The 17,955-nt window shown below is 39.8% G+C and carries 18 protein-coding genes; 6 read left to right on the top strand and 12 right to left on the bottom strand.

Annotated elements, in window-relative coordinates; translation table 11 throughout:
* Positions 1-44 precede the first annotated feature (44 nt).
* Positions 45-947 carry a FecCD family ABC transporter permease gene (locus QAI40_RS04800; protein WP_299976701.1) on the top strand — a complete coding sequence of 301 codons (903 nt, stop codon included), beginning with the start codon at positions 45-47 and terminating at the stop codon, positions 945-947.
* A complete protein-coding gene (locus tag QAI40_RS04795) occupies positions 944-1,747 on the top strand; it encodes an ABC transporter ATP-binding protein (RefSeq protein ID WP_299976630.1) in 804 nt (267 codons plus the stop codon). Before QAI40_RS04800 ends, QAI40_RS04795 begins: the two co-directional genes overlap by 4 nt.
* 61 nt (positions 1,748-1,808) lie before the next feature.
* Here QAI40_RS04795 and QAI40_RS04790 read toward each other — a convergent pair whose 3' ends face one another.
* The 7 genes from QAI40_RS04790 to QAI40_RS04765 form a co-directional block, all read right to left on the bottom strand.
* On the bottom strand, positions 1,809-2,420 hold the full coding sequence (locus tag QAI40_RS04790) for an energy transducer TonB (protein ID WP_299976627.1): 612 nt from the start codon (positions 2,418-2,420) through the stop codon (positions 1,809-1,811).
* A gap of 81 nt (positions 2,421-2,501) precedes the next feature.
* Positions 2,502-2,909: an ExbD/TolR family protein gene (locus QAI40_RS04785; protein ID WP_299976625.1), complete on the bottom strand. Its 408-nt coding sequence runs from the start codon at positions 2,907-2,909 to the stop codon at positions 2,502-2,504.
* A gap of 1 nt (position 2,910) precedes the next feature.
* A complete protein-coding gene (locus QAI40_RS04780; protein WP_299976622.1) occupies positions 2,911-3,519 on the bottom strand; it encodes a MotA/TolQ/ExbB proton channel family protein in 609 nt (202 codons plus the stop codon).
* A gap of 43 nt (positions 3,520-3,562) precedes the next feature.
* Complete coding sequence (locus QAI40_RS04775) at positions 3,563-5,308, bottom strand: hypothetical protein (protein WP_299976619.1); 1,746 nt, start codon at positions 5,306-5,308, stop codon at positions 3,563-3,565.
* A gap of 443 nt (positions 5,309-5,751) precedes the next feature.
* The gene (locus QAI40_RS17155) at positions 5,752-5,895 is read right to left on the bottom strand and encodes a FeoB-associated Cys-rich membrane protein (protein WP_299976616.1); all 144 of its coding nucleotides are present in this window, start codon (positions 5,893-5,895) and stop codon (positions 5,752-5,754) included.
* 17 nt (positions 5,896-5,912) lie between these two features.
* Positions 5,913-8,135, bottom strand: a complete 2,223-nt coding sequence (gene feoB, locus QAI40_RS04770) for a ferrous iron transport protein B (RefSeq protein WP_299976613.1) — start codon at positions 8,133-8,135, stop codon at positions 5,913-5,915.
* Between the two features lies 1 nt (position 8,136).
* Complete coding sequence (locus QAI40_RS04765) at positions 8,137-8,370, bottom strand: FeoA family protein (RefSeq protein WP_299976610.1); 234 nt, start codon at positions 8,368-8,370, stop codon at positions 8,137-8,139.
* A gap of 172 nt (positions 8,371-8,542) precedes the next feature.
* Between QAI40_RS04765 and QAI40_RS04760 the strand changes: the two genes are divergently transcribed.
* The 3 genes from QAI40_RS04760 (at position 8,543) to QAI40_RS04750 (ending at position 10,645) form a co-directional block, all read left to right on the top strand.
* A complete protein-coding gene (locus QAI40_RS04760) occupies positions 8,543-8,962 on the top strand; it encodes a metal-dependent transcriptional regulator (RefSeq protein ID WP_299976608.1) in 420 nt (139 codons plus the stop codon).
* Between the two features lie 187 nt (positions 8,963-9,149).
* Positions 9,150-9,755, top strand: a complete 606-nt coding sequence (locus QAI40_RS04755; protein WP_299976606.1) for a DUF1007 family protein — start codon at positions 9,150-9,152, stop codon at positions 9,753-9,755.
* A complete protein-coding gene (locus tag QAI40_RS04750; RefSeq protein WP_299976603.1) occupies positions 9,755-10,645 on the top strand; it encodes a nickel/cobalt transporter in 891 nt (296 codons plus the stop codon). The genes QAI40_RS04755 and QAI40_RS04750 overlap by 1 nt, the downstream gene beginning before the upstream one ends.
* Before the next feature lie 315 nt (positions 10,646-10,960).
* Here QAI40_RS04750 and QAI40_RS04745 read toward each other — a convergent pair whose 3' ends face one another.
* From QAI40_RS04745 to QAI40_RS04730, 4 genes are all read right to left on the bottom strand, one after another.
* On the bottom strand, positions 10,961-11,929 hold the full coding sequence (locus tag QAI40_RS04745; protein ID WP_299976601.1) for an electron transfer flavoprotein subunit alpha/FixB family protein: 969 nt from the start codon (positions 11,927-11,929) through the stop codon (positions 10,961-10,963).
* 2 nt (positions 11,930-11,931) lie between these two features.
* Complete coding sequence (locus QAI40_RS04740) at positions 11,932-12,717, bottom strand: electron transfer flavoprotein subunit beta/FixA family protein (protein ID WP_299976598.1); 786 nt, start codon at positions 12,715-12,717, stop codon at positions 11,932-11,934.
* Between the two features lie 65 nt (positions 12,718-12,782).
* Positions 12,783-14,834 carry a (Fe-S)-binding protein gene (locus QAI40_RS04735; protein ID WP_299976595.1) on the bottom strand — a complete coding sequence of 684 codons (2,052 nt, stop codon included), beginning with the start codon at positions 14,832-14,834 and terminating at the stop codon, positions 12,783-12,785.
* A gap of 132 nt (positions 14,835-14,966) precedes the next feature.
* Positions 14,967-15,548, bottom strand: a complete 582-nt coding sequence (locus QAI40_RS04730) for a TetR/AcrR family transcriptional regulator (protein WP_299976593.1) — start codon at positions 15,546-15,548, stop codon at positions 14,967-14,969.
* 295 nt (positions 15,549-15,843) lie between these two features.
* Here QAI40_RS04730 and QAI40_RS04725 point away from each other — a divergent pair, with 295 nt between their 5' ends.
* Entirely contained in the window at positions 15,844-17,133 is a 1,290-nt protein-coding gene (locus tag QAI40_RS04725; RefSeq protein ID WP_299976590.1) for a class II fructose-bisphosphate aldolase, read from the top strand.
* Positions 17,134-17,167: 34 nt separating this feature from the next.
* Here the strand turns inward: QAI40_RS04725 and mazG are convergent, their stop codons facing one another.
* On the bottom strand, positions 17,168-17,953 hold the full coding sequence (gene mazG, locus QAI40_RS04720) for a nucleoside triphosphate pyrophosphohydrolase (RefSeq protein ID WP_299976587.1): 786 nt from the start codon (positions 17,951-17,953) through the stop codon (positions 17,168-17,170).
* Between the last annotated feature and the right edge of the window lie 2 nt (positions 17,954-17,955).

Below are 17,955 nucleotides of genomic sequence, written 5' to 3'. Positions count from 1 at the left end.
CCAACAGCTTTTATCTAACCTTGTCACCTTTTCCGATTGCTTTAATGGTATTGTTTCTGGGTAGATATTCTTTGACTATCACCTCTCTTTCTTCGGAGGATTTTTTTGTTCTGCTTAATATAAGAGCGCCACGGATTATTTTATGCATGATGGCCGGGGTTGCGCTTTCAGTGGCAGGGGCTTCTTTACAATCATGTTTGCGTAATCCCCTTGTTGCCCCATATATTTTGGGGCAATCCCAAGGGGCGGCATTCGGGGCTGCCCTGGCAATGTTATTCTTGCCCAACTGCATGTATCTGATTCCCGCTTCAGCACTTGTTTTCAGTTTTATAGCTGTTGGTCTTGCATGTTCTTTAGCCAGGGTAAGGGGTGAATTCTCCACGGTGACTACTGTGCTTTCCGGGGTTATTGTAGCCGGGGTATTTACTGCCCTGCTTTCGATCATTAAGCTTGCCTCGGATCCTTACCGTCTTTCCGGAATTGTCTTCTGGATGATGGGTGGTTTTCATAAATCCTGCTGGGACGATATCCTGATGGCTTTACCGGGGCTGGTTATTGGTTTCTCCATATTATATTTAATGCGCTACAGGCTTAATGTGCTCTCCATGGGTAGCAACGATGCCAAATTGCTGGGGGTAAACATTAATCGTGATCGCTTGATAGTAATCGCCTTAAGCACATTGATGTGCAGCTCGATAATTGCAGTAACCGGAATAATTGCCTGGATAGGATTGATTGTTCCCCATATGGCAAGAAGCCTGATAGGCCCGGATAACAAGTATCTTATCCCGGCTTCCGCTGGCCTTGGCGCCAGTCTGCTTCTTATAACTGACACCTTATGCAGAACATTAACCACCTATGATATTCCGGTAAGTATAATTACCACATTGGTCGCAGCCCCATACTTTATCTATCTCCTTCGAAAGGTTGCAGGAGGCTGGAATTGATAACAATAAATAATTTGCACTTTATGTATAATGACCATTCCGGGATCAAGAACGTAAATTTAAAAATAGAACCAAATGAAGTTGTATCCCTCCTGGGACCTAATGGGTCAGGGAAGACCACACTTCTTAAATCTATCTATGGACTGCTGAATCCGAAAAAAGGGCGTATTTATCTTGACTGCAAACTAATATCTACAATTAAGTCATCTGAACTGGCCAAAATTGTCGGAGGAGTGCCGCAGGATCATCAGAACAGCTTTCCGTATAAAGTGCTTGATCTTGTCGTCATGGGCAGGACACCCTATTTGTCCATTTTTTCATCACCCTTACAGGAAGACTATCAAAAAGGCAGAAAGATACTATCCGAACTAGGTATATCGGGACTTGCTGAAAGACCATATACCCAAATCAGTGGCGGAGAACGTCAGCTTACTTTTATTGCCCGGGCCCTAATGCAAGAACCGAAGATCTTATTACTTGATGAACCTGTAGCTCATCTGGATATTAAAAACAAAGTGAAAGTATTAACCATTGTTAGAGACATAGCTCGTGAGAAAAATTTAACAGTGCTTATGAGCCTCCATGACCCAAATGATGCCATCAAATTTTCGCATAAAATCGTATTGATAAAAGACGGTACAATCATAGATTATGGCTCTGTAGAGAAAATTATTGATGAAAAAAATCTTAAAAAAATCTACGATATAGAGTTTGATATTTTGGGGACAGACACGGAGAAGGTGATAATGTATAAAATAAGTACTGCTCCTTTGGACAGGAACGAAACAATACCGGCTTGATCAGTTTCATTTGGCCGTGATGATCTCCAATCTTTTTTGTATTCTTGAATACCAAATAAAATCATGTTATTTCAAAAACAATTGTTATTTCAATTTTAAGTGATTCCTTAAACAGGTTTGACGGCGGCACAGAAAAAGGAGCAGAATCTTTTACCGCCTTTAATGCCGCCTTGTTCAGGCTGTTGTGCCTTGCAGGCTTGACAATTTTTAAATCAGATATCCGGCCGTCTTTGGCTATAATAAAATTTATCTCTACCCGTCCTTCAATATATTTTAACCGTGCAGTATCAGGATATTTTTTATTGCTTTCTATTTTTAATCTTAACATGTCAAAGTAATCATTTTTTGTTAAAAAATCAGATACATTGTCAGATTTGAAATCCGATATATTGATATTGGATTGCTCCGGTACAAAAGGCAAGTCAGGCACTTTTATACTTTCCATTAAAGTATCTGACAGACTGGTCTTCACCCGGTTAATTTTTATAGGGGGTATATTTTGTTTCGCAATATTGATTGTATCCATTTTTGGTATTTTATATATTGGGTTTTGTCTGGTCCTGGGCCTTGGGATCAGCCTTTCAACAGGTTTTGAAATATCCTTGATACCGATTTCAATATATGTCAAAGCTTCAGTCCTGCAAATTCCTGCCATATGCATAAATATCAACACATGGACTCCTAGCGAGACCGCTATCAAACCATTTAACAGCCAGTTTATTCTCCTTTGATCACCTGGTAAAGAATACACCGATTACAATTTCCTTTCCGTTGCAAGGCATAATCTTCCTGCACCTGCAGCCTTGGCAATGTCCATGACCTTAACAGCTTTGTTCAACACAATAGTCCGGTCTGCCTTAATAATCACCAACTTATCTTTTTTATTGCCTATCATCTCTTTTAATGTTTTAAAAAGAAGATCTTCAGGAACCTTATTCTCCCCTATAAATGCCTGACCGTTTTTATCAACATAAACGGTAATTTCTTTGTTGATCTGGGGTTGCGCCGATTTTGCCTGGGGAAGTTTGATTTTAATGCCTTCATCCACTATGAAGTTGGTGGTCAAAAGAAAATAGATAAGCAGCATAAAGATGATATCTATCAAGGATGTAAGAGGTGTCTGTATCTGGTAACGAGGTTTTCTTTTTCTATGAACAAGCATTTTAATCTCCTTTGGAAATGGCCTTAATAAATGTCACTGCCCCGTTTTGAAGTCTTGCTTCATATTTATCCACCCTGGCTAAAAGGTAGCTATGGGCAACCATGGTTGGAAGCGCCACTGCAAGGCCGATAGCTGTGGTAAGCATAGCTTCCCATATGCCGCCTGCAAGAACTGCTGCATTAACCTTGCCCCCCATCTGCTGAATCACCATAAAAGCCTTAATCATCCCGACAACTGTCCCGAGAAGACCCAGCAGGGGAGCAATATTGCCAATGGTGGCAAGTGTCTGGATATATGATGAAAGGTTCTGCACCTCTCTGTCAATGGCATTGATAATAACAGTTTCCAGGGTTTCCCTCTCCCTGTTCTTGACCTCAAGAGCCTGGGTAAGCACACGTCCCATGGGAGAGTCACTGTTTTGGGCTGCCCTTTTTGCTTCGTCATCTTTTTTCTCCATAAGAAGTGAGGCGACTTTTTGGTCAATTTCCCTGCCGCGAGTGCGCATTCTTGCAAAGCTGATCATTCTTTCTAAAAATATAGCCAAGGCAAAAACCGAACATAACAGAATCGGAATTACCAGCATCCCGCCTTTTGATAAAAATTCAACCATTTAAATCTCCCTGCCTGATAATTATATTGACCTTTTTTATGAATCATTCTGATGATCTTCTATGATACTCTATGACATCAGCCATTCCGTCAAAATCCAGGTCTTTTTCATTTTTAATTAATATTTCTGCTTCATCGTATTGTTCCCACAAATCAGGAAGCCCATCTTTATTTGTATCTTCTTCTACTTTTGCCAACCTGCCTTTATGATAAAAAAACCATGTGTCAGCCTTACCATCTCCATCATTGTCTTTTTCCGCCCTGACCGGATTTTCCAGGTCATCGAAAAACCAGACAAGATTGAGTCTGCCGGTAAAGCCATCATCTTCCATGCTTTTGACAATTTTTCCCTTTGGATCAAAATACTCTTTAAGGTCAATAAGACCATCATTATTTTCATCCAGTTCTTTTACCCTAAGCACACCATCTTTATAAAAAAAACAGGCTTCAACATTCTTGTCACAATCCATATCCTGTTCTGTAACCATAGACCATTCAGGGCTGTCAAAGCTCTGGGTGATGTTAAAACATCCGTTATTATTTGTATCCTTTGCCAATTTCGACCTGGAACCTTTGTCATACCAGATGACCAGATCAACTGTTCCGTTCTTGTTTTCATCCTTCTCAGTTCTGACAAGCCCATTGTTTTTGTAAAAATGCCAGGTATCATTTTTCCCGGTAAAATCCGTATCCATTTCAACCTTTATTTTTTCTTCTCTGGAGTTGAAAATAATTCTGATATCAGGCTTTTTGTCGCTGTTTTCATCTTTCGTCTGAATACTTATTTTACCGTTTTTAAAATACGATTTGGTTTCTAAGAAAACATCTCCATCTGAATCATACTCTACGCGTGTGGGCTTTCCATCTTTAAAAAATCTGAGCCTGTCAATATTACCGCTATTTTTTGTATCCTCTTTTATCTCTTTTACCAAACCTGCCTGGTCAAACAGGGTAAAGCAGTCTATCTTTCCATCAAAATCCGTATCCTTGTTCCGGGTTACAGGCCTGTTGTTTTTAAAGGTTGTAAAAATATCAAATTTTCCGTCAAAGTTTGAATCTGTTTTCTGTTCAATTGGAACGGAGTTTTCAAAATAAGTCTTGGAATCCATTATACCATCAAGATTGGCATCCTTATGCTGCTTTAAAATCTCGCCCTTGATATAAAACCGGAATGTCTCCAGACTGTCGTCCCCATCAAGGTCGTGAAGGCTTTTTTGGGGAACCCCGTTTTGGTCATACAATACAATTCTTTCAAAATTACCATCTTCATTATCATCCACCTTTTGCTCAAAAGGCCTGTTGTTTTTATATGTCTGCCATATATTGATCTTATTGTTATCATTGGTGTCTTTTGTGGATAAGATCAGGCTGCCTGCTTGATAATAGTAAAAAAGATCAAACTCCCCATTGCCGGAACTATCTTTTTTTATTAAAGAAACTTGCTCGTTTTCATCAAACAAAGTGATCTGAATGACTTTATCATCAATGGTAATCCGGGTTTGTTTTATCCTTTTCCCTAATTGATAATTATCCCTACAGTCAATCTTCTGATCAAAATCCGTATCTCTTTCAATCCTGATAAGTTTTTCATCCAGATAATATTGATAACGATCAATGAGGCCGTCTTTGTTGCTGTCGATCTCAAGCCGTTTGATCTTGCCTTGAACATCAAAAAAAGCAATCTGATCTATCTTACCGTCTCCGTCAGTATCTTTTTCCATCTGTTTTACATGGGCCTGGGAAAACGACCAGGGGAAAAAGAAAACTATGAAAATAATTATAAACTTCATTTTATCCTCAAAAATAAAAAAGCCACGAAGGATTTTTTTCTGTTCTCAGAAAAAGGCCTTCATGGCTTTTAGATACAAATATTAACTAGAACTAAATTATCTTATCTTATCACCTTCGGGTGATTAATTATTGCCTTTCATATTTAATTCATCAGGGTATGTCAATCATTTTATTTCCTATTTATGCCTCAGTCATGTATCTATTTTTAATTATTTTAAAATAACATCCTATTCATGATTTTGCGGCATTCCTGGAACCGCGGAAAAACAAAGTTGAAAAATTGATATCTGTCCTGGAAAAATACCACAGGCAAAAAGATCACCCGTTAAAAAATTAGTTCCGCCATTGAGCTTCTGAACAGGAAATGCAATAGTTTGATTGAATTCCAGTCATTCTCTGCACGAGCTACTATTCCCTCATTGGTGAAGAAAAAAATTAAGGATTAGGGATTGCAAGAATTCTTGGAGGAGCAGGAACATCCTTCACCACAACTGCAATCACCTTCTCCTCTATAGATTTTAATAAAACTTTTTACGCTGAAAATCACCGCACCGATTACGATAATTCCAACAATAATTGAATCCATGATTTATCTTCCTTTATTTATGTCAGGATTAGGGACCCGACCTGGTAAAAAATTACTGACAATCCAAAAGCAAGTGCCGTATTAAACACAACGGAAAAGGCAGCCCATTTCCATGATCCTGCCTCTTTTGCAATACAGACCACTGTCACAAAACAGGGGGCATAAAAAATAGTGAATATGATCAGACTAAATGCGGTCAGAGGTCCCCAACCCTCTGCTGCTTTTAGCCTGTCAGAAAGAGAAGCAGTTTCTTCCGGAACTACTTCGCCAATGGAATAGGCAGTACCAAGAGTTGATACCACGACCTCCTTTGCGGCAAATCCGCCCACAAGGGCAATATTTGTTCTCCAGTCAAATCCTGCAAACTTTGTTATCCCTTCAAGGGAAGAACCAATTCTGCCAGCAATGGAATTTTTCAAACCTGCATGGGCTTCATCAAAATCAACCTGGTTAAGGCTTTCCTTTACGGCCAGTGCCTTTGCAGACAATTTACGTGTGACCTTCAGGTTACCTTGTTCAAGGATTTCAAGTTCATCCAAAATCTGAAATGGTACACCAGATGTAATGGTTGACCGCTGGTTTTCAAATTCTTGAGTCTTAGTCTCAGGAAGCCCTGGAAATGTCATCATGGCCCAGAGAACAATGGAGACTCCTAAAATAACAGTGCCTGCCTTTTTAATATACTGCCAGGTTCTTTCCCAGGTATGAATCAAAATACCTTTAAAAGTCGGCATCCTGTATGGGGGAAGTTCCATGACAAATGGCGTTGATTCTCCTTTTATAATAGTAGACCGCAAAGCCCAGGCCACAAGCAATGCACCCATCCATGAGATCATTGTAATAAGCAGCATCACAGTTGCTTCATTTTCAGCAAAAAATGCAGCTACCAGCAATGCAAATACCGGAAGTTTGGCACCACAATTCATAAACGGAACTGTTAAAAGCGTTGCAAGTCTTTCTTTGGGAGATTTAAGGGTTCTGGTGGCCATAACACCCGGGACTGCACATCCGCCTGCAATACCGCCGGATACAATAAATGCCATCACAGAACTGCCGTGGAGACCGAACATCCTGAACACCCTGTCCAGCATAAAGGCCATTCGTGCCAGGTATCCCGAGTCTTCAAGGAAAGCAATCCCTAAAAACATGAACATGATCAAAGGCACAAATCCAAGAACTCCACCCACCCCGTCAATTATTCCGGAAATAACAAGGGATTTTAAATGCCCTTCAGGCAAGGCATTATCTGCAACACCTCCAACCCACCCGAAAAAGCTTTCAAACCACCCCACCGGGATTTCGCTATAGGTAAATGTAAATTTATAGAGTCCCATCAAAATCGCAACCATAATGATGGGTCCCAGGAATCGGTTTGTCACTACTTTATCAATTTTATCTGACAATTGCATTCTGTTTTTGTCATAAAAATAACTGATCACGTTCTGTTTTAGAACTGAATTGATAAATCCGTACCTCTGATCTGCAATTATTCCTTCAGGATGTGTATCAAGGGTTGCTAAAAGATGGCTGGTAACTTTTTCAACAATCTTTTCCAGTTGCAAAGCAACCTTTATATTGTCCTTTTTACCTGATTCAATAACCTGGCTGTCATTTTCAAGATATTTGATAGCAGTCCATCTTGCTCTGTAGTTTGCAGTTAAAAAAGCGGAGGACCGGATAATTTCTTCCATTTCATCAAGGGCAGTATCAATGTCATATCCATAGGAAATCGTTAAAGGTTCAACTTTACCATTCATATTTGCGGCAATGGTCTGCAGCAGTTCTTTTTTCCCTTCGCCACTTCGGGCAATAATCGGAACAATGGGAACATTCAATAGTTTTGACAATTTTTCAATATTAATCTGAATACCCCGTTTTTTTGCCACATCCATCATATTTAATGCAATGGTTACAGGAATCCCCATTTCCATAAACTGGACTGACAGATAAAGATTTCTTTCAAGATTGGATGCATCAACAATATTGACGATCATGGAAGGTTTTTCATTTACAAGAAAATCTCTTGCAACAACCTCCTCCAAAGAATATGCAGTCAGAGAATAGGTTCCGGGAAGATCAACTATATTGAATTTCCCGGAATCGCTTACGCATGTTCCTTGTTTTTTTTCAACAGTCACGCCGGGATAATTCCCTACATGCTGTCGCGCGCCTGTTAATTCATTAAAAAGAGTTGTTTTGCCTGAATTCGGGTTCCCTGCCAATACGATTGCCGTACTCATCTTATTGCACCTCTACTTCAATATAGTCGGCTTCATTATTACGAAGCGTTAGTGTAAATCCCATAATCCTTAAAGAGACCGGGTCATACAGAGGGGCCTTCCCCTGCACCTTGATTTCCTTACCCGGGATCAACCCCATGTCCCTGAGCCGCCTGCCAAGCTCGCCATTTGCTTTTACACGGGTAATGATCCCGGTTTGATCCACACCCATCTGTCTTAGGTTTATTATTCCCATGGTTATCTCCTTGTTTTTCATAGCACATTAAATTCGTTGCTGCATGGAATGTTTTATAAGCCCAACTTTTATTATTGTCAATAAAAAAATGAGCTGCATGTATAAAATAAATATTTGACTTACTAAATATTTAAATATAAACATATGATGATAAACTTAATGGAGAAAAGACATGGCTAAAAAAAATCAGCTTTCAGAAAGCCTTGAAGATTATCTTGAAATCATACTTGAATTGCAGAGAACAAAAACAGTGGCTCGGTCAAAGGATATTGCCGAAAAGATGGATATTAAAAGAGGTTCCGTTACAGGGATGTTAAAAAAGCTTACTGAAAACAAGCTTATCAACTATGAACCCTATGGATATGTCACCTTAACTCCTGAAGGCAGAAAAATCGCAGTGGAAATAGAGCACCGTCATATTTTTTTAAAAGATTTTCTTTTCAGAATATTAAAGGTTGATGAAGAGACAGCAGACCGTACGGCGTGCCAGATGGAACATGCAATGGATAAACAGACCTTTAAAAAATTCAGGGCTTTTTTAAAAAAAATCGATACCTGTCCCCATTGTGACATCGAACCAATCACAGATTAACTACCAAAAGAGAATTGGGCATACCTCAGCAGACGATATCGCGCTATTTACCCAAAATGCCAGTCATGTAATTTCATTCTGCCCTGTTTGTACCGGCCGTATCTTTTTTCTATTTCAATTTTATATTACCCATACTATATACGGGGTCAAAAAATACGAATACTATAAAAATACTGGTATGAAATATATGAAACATATAGTTATCAAATCTGTTTTTGTCATCTCCTGCCTGTTGTTTCTCTCCATCGGAATCACATGGGCACATCCCCATGTTTTTATTGCCCAGAATCTGAAAATCGTGTTTGATGAAAAAGGTTTGGCAGGTTTTAATGTATACTGGAAGTTTGATGACATGTTTTCAAACATGATCTGCGAGGATCATGATCTGAATAAAAACGGAACTCTTGAAAAAACCGAGGTGGCATCTATCAGGGAAAAAGCCTTTTCCTATATTGCCGAATTCAATTATTTTATTTATGTAAAAATTGACGGCACTCCTTTTAACGTTAAATATGTGACTGACTTTTCTGCCAAACTTGAAAACGGAAAATTGATTTATGGTTTTTTCATCCCCTGCCATGTCAGTGCCATAAAAAATTTTAAACACATTAACATTGCTTTCTATGACCCGAATTACTACTCTGCCATTTATTTTACAGAACAACATCCTTTTGCAATTGAAAACAATGACAAGTTTGAGGTCAATGCTCACATAAAAAGAGACAAAGCTACCTTGATATACTATGACATGGTGAATCCTTGGGCATTATTTCTGGATTTCAAATTAAAGTAATGAAAAAGATTCTAATTATTATTGCTTTATTGTCATTTTTTTTTATACCTGCCTCTATGGGGAGTGCTCATAATCCATTTACAGCAAAACCTGAAAATCAGCACACGACACCTGAGCCACTGATAAAAAGCAAATTCTTTGTTAAGATAATTTTCTGGCAGCAGCAGTTAAGAGAAAAGATGTCCAGTTTGATACGTGAGGCCAAAACAAGAAAAAGCCCGACACCCTTTTTTATTCTTATTGCCTCAGCCTTTGCCTATGGCGTTATCCATTCAGCCGGCCCCGGCCATGGAAAGGCCGTCGCCCTGTCCTATATTCTGTCCTGCAAACCAAGTTTTTCCCAGGGCTTGATTTTCGGCAATCTTGTGGCATTAACCCATGGATTTTCAGGGATTTTCTTTGTTCTGACCGTAAAATACTTATTACAAACAAGCATTTCCGCATCACTTGAAACCATGACAAGTATCACTCAAATCATCAGCTATTCTTTGATCACCTGCCTTGGGCTCATCATATTTTTCACAAGTATTTATAAATGGATCAAAAATAAAACAGCACATCCCAAGCCCCGTACAAAACTGTTTGCCAATCCATTTATAACAGCAATCGCAGTTGGTATCATTCCCTGCCCCGGTGTGGTAATGGTGATGTTGTTTGCCATTTCCATGGATTTAACCTGGCTGGGAATTCTACTGGGCACAACCATTTCTTTCGGCATGGCCTCAACCATTACATTGATTGTTATGGCAGGCATGTCAGGCAAAGTCGCTGTTCTCTCTTTGGCTTCCAATCACAGCAGGATTTTAACCATACTTGAATATATGATTGAAGCCATGGCAGGCCTATTGGTAGCTTGTTTAGGCTTTATCCTTTTAAGTACCAGTCTTTAAAGTAAAAATTTAAAATATCAAACTAATAAGTCCTCGATGACCTCATTTTTTCATTGACACATTTAAATGTTCGGCATATATAACTTTATGTTTTGAGGCATATAAAGATAAAGATGCTATTCTTTAGTTTAAAAATTTTAATTGATAAACTTATAACTTGGGATGAAAAGATATATGAAATCAAGTAGATGGTGAGAAGGTTGATGCTTGAACCGGTTGAATGGCTGTAATCTGAAAGGCAGAAAAAATAAAAAGGGGCCTTACTCAAAATTTCAGGCCCCTTTTCAAAAAATCTCTTTAAATAATCTTAAAATCTTAAAGATCATTAATTGCTTCGGTAAGTTCAGGCATAAAATCAAGGATATCTTCAACAATACCGACATCTGCTACCTGGAAAATCGGTGCTTTGGGGTTCTTGTTAACAGCAACGATAAACGGGTTGCCCTTTACGCCGCCCATATGCTGGAAAGAACCTGAAATCCCCATGGCCATGTATACTTTTGGCTTAACGGTCTGGCCGGATGTTCCAACCTGTCGTGATTTCTCAAGCCATTTGGCATCAACAATCGGTCTTGAGCAGGATACAACCGAATTCATTGCTTCAGCAAGTTCCTGGGCAACTTCAATATTTTCTTCATCCTCAATACCGCGGCCAACAGACACGAGAACATCAGATTTAGTAATGTCCACATCACCCACTTCTGCCGCAACAATTTCAAGGAATTTTCTTTTTGCGGAAAGATCACCGGCATCACCGGATTTATCAACCACTGCCCCACTGGCTGACCCGCCGTCAACCGGCGCAAAAGATCCGGGCCGGACGGTCATAACAACCCCGGAAGATATATCAATGGCCACATGGGTGCTCACAGCCCCGCCAAGTTCCTGGCGAACTGCTTTCAGGGTTGTTCCGTCTATCCCTTCAAAATCAACCATATCAGCTGCATAAGCTGAATCCATTTTAACGGAAAGGCCTGGCGCCAGGTCCATCCCAAACGTATCGTGAGCCGTAAGAAAAATAGCATCGGTTGGAATAATATTGACCAGAACTTTTCTGACAACTTCTGCGTTTGGATAAGCCAGATCGGCATGATCAATTTTAATCACTTCCGAATAAATGGAAGTCATCTCATCGGCCACTTTATCCAGATCTGCACCTGATCCTGTTACAACAGCAGTTAAGGATGCACCCTCATCAATTTTTTTGGCAGCTGAAGGATACTCCAAGGCCACGTCTTCAGCAGCACCATTTTTAAATGGAATATATGCAAAAATCTGTGTCATGATTATAACCCTCCTTTTGCTTTAAGCTTCTCAATCAGTTTTTCAATGATCTCGTCGGTGGAGCCTTCAAGCATCTCGGCACCTTCACCCGTATCAGGGACAAAATAATCGACTCTTTTGGTTTTTGCACCGGCTTCTCCGACATTAGCCGCATCAAGACCAAGATCAGACGTTCCCTTAACAGGAATATCCACACTGGCCACTTTTCTGATACCTCGGATGCCCACATAACGGGGCTCATTAATACCTGTCTGGATAGAAAGAACGCAAGGAAGGTCCATTTCATTCATTTCCTGGTTTCCGCCCTCAATCTCTCTGCCCACTGTTATTTTGCCATCACTGATCTCAATTTTATTCACCAGAGATGCATAGGGGTAATCCAGCATTGCGGCGAGCATTCCACCCACCTGGCCTGCTCCTTCGTCTGCCTGGGCACCTGACATAATCAGGTCATAATTGCCTTTTTGGGTTTCTGCCTTAAGAATGGCCGCAATCCCCAAGCCATCAGATCCTTCAAATGCATCGTCAGAAAGAAGAATACCATTATTGGCACCCATTGCCATCTCACGCCTCAACACTTCTTCTGATTCATCATCACCAACAGTGATAACCGTCACACTTCCACCGACTTTATCAACAATCTGGATCGCTTCTTCAACCGCATAATTATCCCATTCATTAACTGAATAAACCAGATCATCACGATCAAGATCATTTCCGGCACTGTTGAGTTCAAATTCATTCTCAGCAGTATCCGGTACTCTCTTGACACATACCAAAATCTCCATTATTGCCTCCTTTAAATCAATTATCTGTCACAGATTTTTTAATCTTAAAACTGTAACTCATTTATTTATTTAAGATGCTGCTCAATGAGTTCTGTAAAATCCAAGGCTTCCATTTCTCCTTCTTTTCCTGCGACCTTGATCGCATCCTGGATATTAACCAGGCAAAAAGGACAGGCAGTTACAATGACATTTGCTCCTGCCTCAGCAGCCATATTGACTCTTAAAACACCCATTCTTATTTCTTCTTCCGGTTCATAAAAAAGCATCAACCCGCCGCCACCGCAACAGAATGATCGATCACGGCTCTTTTCAAGTTCTACTCTTGTTAACCCGTCAATGGCATCCATCGCCTGCCTGGGCTCTTCATATATACCATTGTGCCTCCCCAGATAGCATGGGTCATGATATACATAGATCTTGTCAGGATTCTGGCAGGGTTTAAGATCAAGCTCACCCGTTGTTATTTTTTGGGCAACCACCTGGCTGATATGTTTAACAGGAACAAGATTGTCATAATCATTTTTCAATGCATTATAAGCATGGGGATCTGCTGTCACAATTTGTTTAACACCACTTTCCATAATAGCTTCAGTATTTTGCTCTTTTAAATCCTGGTACAGCATTTCCTCACCAAACCGAATGACCTCATTCCCACTGTCCTTTTCCAGCTTACCCAGAATTCCAAAGTCGACCCCTGCTTTTTCAAGGATAATGGAAGTTCGCCTTGCGATATCCTGAATTTCATCATCATAGGATGTAATACTATCTACAAAATAGAGGGTGTCTGCTTTTTCCTTGGCAAGATCTTTAATCTGATGAGTTGCCTTAAATTCCTTATCCTTTGCCCAGTCTGCCCGCTTTTTCTCCATTTTTCCGTAAGGATTACCCCGTTTTTCAAGGGCCTTCAAGGGTTTTTGCAGGGACTGGGGCACCATGCCTTCGTCTACCATACCCCGACGTAAATCAACCATTTTGTCAATATATTCAATCCCCAGAGGACACTCTTCTTCACAGGCGCCGCAGGTGGTGCAGGACCAGATTTCATCTTCAGTATAGATATCTTCTACCAATAAATTGCTTTTATAAATTTCTCCTGACATGGGATAATTTTTAAATATCAAATCCCTTGCCTTAATGGTGATAAACCTAGGAGATAATGGACGCCCCGCTGCGTTTGCCGGGCAATGATCAGAACACCTGCCGCAATCGGCACACGAGTAAAAATCCAGCATATGTTTCCAGGTAAAATCTTCAAGTTTTTTCACACCAAAGGATTCAAGATCATCCAGCTTGTCATCGGAAACCCCATGCATTACCGGTTTGATTTTGCCTTTCTGAACCCGCATGAAAAACACATTGAAGATAGATGTAATTACATGGAAATGTTTTCCCATGGGTAAGAAACACAGAAAAAAGAAAAAAGTTAAATCATGAACAAAATAGGTAAAGATATGAAGTCCCTGGAGAACATTTTGGGGTGCCGAGGAAAGAATGCCTTTAAAAATCCATACCAGAGAAAGAGGAGCCAAAAAATGTTCATGGCCGGTATAGGCAAGCTCAGATGCTTCAAAAAGACTTTCAGAAATCATGAGTGTTGCAATAATACCCAATACAAAAACAGCTTCTGCGGTATGATCTTTGCCATATTTTTCAGGCACTGCATATCGTTTGGGTTTAAAGATCCCCCTTCTGACAGCTGCAATGATACAGGCAATGAGCACACAGGTTGCGGCATAGTCTTTGAAAAAATTATAGATATCGCCTAAAAGCCCCCCAAACCCGGGTACTACAAATCCATCTGAAAAACCGACAATAACAAGTGACGTAGAGCGTATGGACAGAATTAAAAAACCCGCGAAGATGACAATATGGAGCACGCCTGCCAGCATATACCTTGGCTGTCTAATCTGGCCCAGCCATACAAGGATAAGATTCTTGACACGCTTACCAATTTGATCAAACCTGCTATCAGGGTTTGCCCTCACAAGAGGTGCAATACGCCTGGCCATAATGTAGGAAAACAGTCCTATCCCGATGACAGGCAAAATAAATGACAATATTACTGCGGGAAATATCCCGAAAAATTTAAAACTTGCCGGACCGATTATCGAAGCCATGCTTCTTTACCTCCAAATATTTCTTAACCTTATAAATAAAAACTCAGCAAGATTTAATAAACATAAAAGAACACGTCAAGCAAAAAGCCTTATTCAACAAATTTAGATTGTTCAGATACTAACTGACATTTATTATCCTTTGAGTCCTGTCAGATAAAGGTCTACCAGGGGATCTGCCATTGAAACCAGATCATATCTACCATCGGCAGACACCCAGGTACTGATAACGCCTTCCACGGCGCCAAGAATAAATCGCTTAACAAGACCGATAAAAAGATCCTGGCGCATGGAACCTTCAATCTGCCCCTGCTCAATAATATCTGACAATAGACCCAGATACATTTTTGATATATCTTTGATTTGAGATTCAATGTCTCTTAAGTATCTTACTTCCGACTGAAAAATAATCGCCATGTTTCTATCATTTTGAAATTCTGTAAGATGACACCGGATCAAATACCGCAACTTTTCTTCGGCATTCCGACCCTTTTTGACAGCAGCATGCATTTCCTTAAACACAACATTGGTTTTGAAACTGATGAACTGATAAAGAATGTCATCTTTATTTTTAAAATACAAATATAATGTCCCATCAGCCACACCAGCCTGTGCTGCTATTTGTGATATGGTTGCTTTGTAAAATCCATATTCTGCAAAAACGGCACCTGCACTGTTCAATATTTTATTATATTTTTCCGATTTATTTTTCTGCAAACTTGTATCATCCTTCCTTAATATAAATGAATAAAGGTTCATTATTTAACAAAAGAATTTTATAAATGTCAAGCAGATAGTTATTATTATAAAATTTATTTAAAAATTTATTTTATGTTATTTTACAGACAGTTATGAATAAACATTGTTTTTTGTTTTAAAAGTAGTTCCAGGCTTTTAATGGAAAAGTATCATGAATATAAATTCATTCTTTAATATTTCTTGATTTAAAACCCTTTTCGTGTAAAAAATAATCAATATTTAAAAATAATCCAAGAAAATCAGGGAGAAGAATATGATAAAACCACTAAAATACTCTTCAGACTTTGAGACCGCTCTTGACCTTGGCAGACCCCCTAATGTGAAAAAACTTTTTCCAAACTCCAAAGCACTTCTTGTCAGTGGGAAATATATTGATCAGGCCATGTTGCTCAAGGAAAACTGCATGACCATTGCCGCCAACGGACGAAACTCTTTTGTTATCAAGGGCGCTCTTTCGGCCGCTCAACGTGCCAATGCCGCGATTATGATTGAAATTGCCAGATCTGAAGGAGGGACAGGCGCCTATTGTGCAGTGAATCTGTGGAATATTGCAAGAATGACCGATGCCTTTATGAATGAACTTGGCATTACCATTCCCGTTGCTATCCATGCGGATCATTTCGGTATTAAAAAATTGGAAGATATTGAACCTGCAAAAAAAGAAATCGTGTCATTGTTTGATTCAGGTATTACTTCCATTGCCATTGATGCCTCTCATATGCCGGATGACCAGAATCTTCTGGCAAATATTGAATTATGTCCGTATGTTCCTGGCTGGGCGGGCCTTGAAACAGAAGTGGGTGAGATAAAAGGAAAATTGGGGCTCTCAACTGCCCAGGAAGCGCTCTTTCTCATCCAGGGACTCAATGCCCACAATATTTTTCCCAACTGGATTGCCTTAAATAATGGTACAACCCATGGCATTGAAGCCAGCGATACAGGCATCAATGTTGAGCTGACCGCTCAAATTCATGAAGCCCTTTCCAAATATAAAATCTCCGGTGCCCAGCACGGCACCTCCGGTAACAACTCAGAAAGGCTTCGTGAGATAGTCTCAAAAACCCGGACAACCAAAGCCAATGTGGCAACTGCCCTGCAAATGATCTCCTGGGGCCTTGAAGTTAATGATTATGGAAACGCTATTCTTGACAATGGTAATTTCATCAAACAAAAAGGCAGAGGTGTTTCAGAGGATATGTGGTCTCAAATGCTTGCCTATACAAAAGCAAATGATTTAAAAGGCGGCAACTTTAAAAAACTGAACCTTCCATTTGAAAGTAAATTGCTGGTTCAGCCAAAAGAAATCCGAGACAGGATGGCAAAAGATGTCGAAAAATTCGTATATGATCTGTTAACCAACGTATTCAACACTACAGATACAGCCCAGATAGTGATTGACGAAATCTTAAAAAACAAATCCCATGATCCGGGTTTCAAGGCTGAAAAAATTGAATCTAAAGATGAGTGGACAAAAGAAAAAATCATAGAGAAAGCTTCAAATATCACTGCCGACAAGGGTCCTGCAGGAGACTTTGACGATTAAAAAAATCTAAGGTTTTAAATTTCAAGGAAGAGGGTTATCTTTCATAGGATTGTTTTGCCCGGCTCCAAAGCAGGTCTTTTTGATCCCTTGAAAGGCCTTTAAGCTTGACCTGTTTCTCCTTTAATTCGTTTTCCATCAACCTGAATCTGCCTTCAAACTTGGCAGTCGAACCGGCAAGAGCTGTTTCCGGATGAAATTTTGCAAATCTTGCAACATTGACAAGGGTAAACAAAATATCTCCGAATTCCATAATTGCCTCATTTTGGTTCCCGGATTTTAAGGCCGCCTCAAATTCATCTATTTCATCTTTGACCGTATCCAGCACCTCGTGGATATTATCCCAGTCAAATCCTTCTTTTACGACACATTCGGATACTTTTAACGCCCGAATCAACGATGGCATCCCTTGAGGGACCGAATCAAGCACAGATGCTCTTTTCTGTCCATTTTCCTTCTTTTCCAGGGCTTTGATTGTCTCCCACTGCCGGTTTAATTCTTCCTGGGTTAATATCCTGGCATCTTCGTATACATGGGGATGGCGACGAATCATTTTTCTGGCCACATGGCCCACCACATCTGAAAGAGTGAATTCCTCTCTTTCCTGAAAAATCTCCACAATAAAAACAAGTTGAAACAGGATATCCCCCAATTCCTCACAGATATTTTGCAGGTCTTGTTTAGCCATAGCCTCTTGAAGTTCATATACTTCTTCTGCAAGGCATTTCCATATGGTTTCAGGTGTCTGTTTTCTATCCCAGACACACCCGTTTTCACTTCTTAATGTTCGGATAATATCAAACAGTCTGTCTAGTGTTTTCAAAT

It is taken from the genome of Desulfobacula sp. (assembly GCF_030611305.1).
Taxonomy (GTDB): domain Bacteria; phylum Desulfobacterota; class Desulfobacteria; order Desulfobacterales; family Desulfobacteraceae; genus Desulfobacula.
Note: the sequence above shows the minus strand (reverse complement) of the source record. Positions and strands in the feature narration are given on the sequence as shown.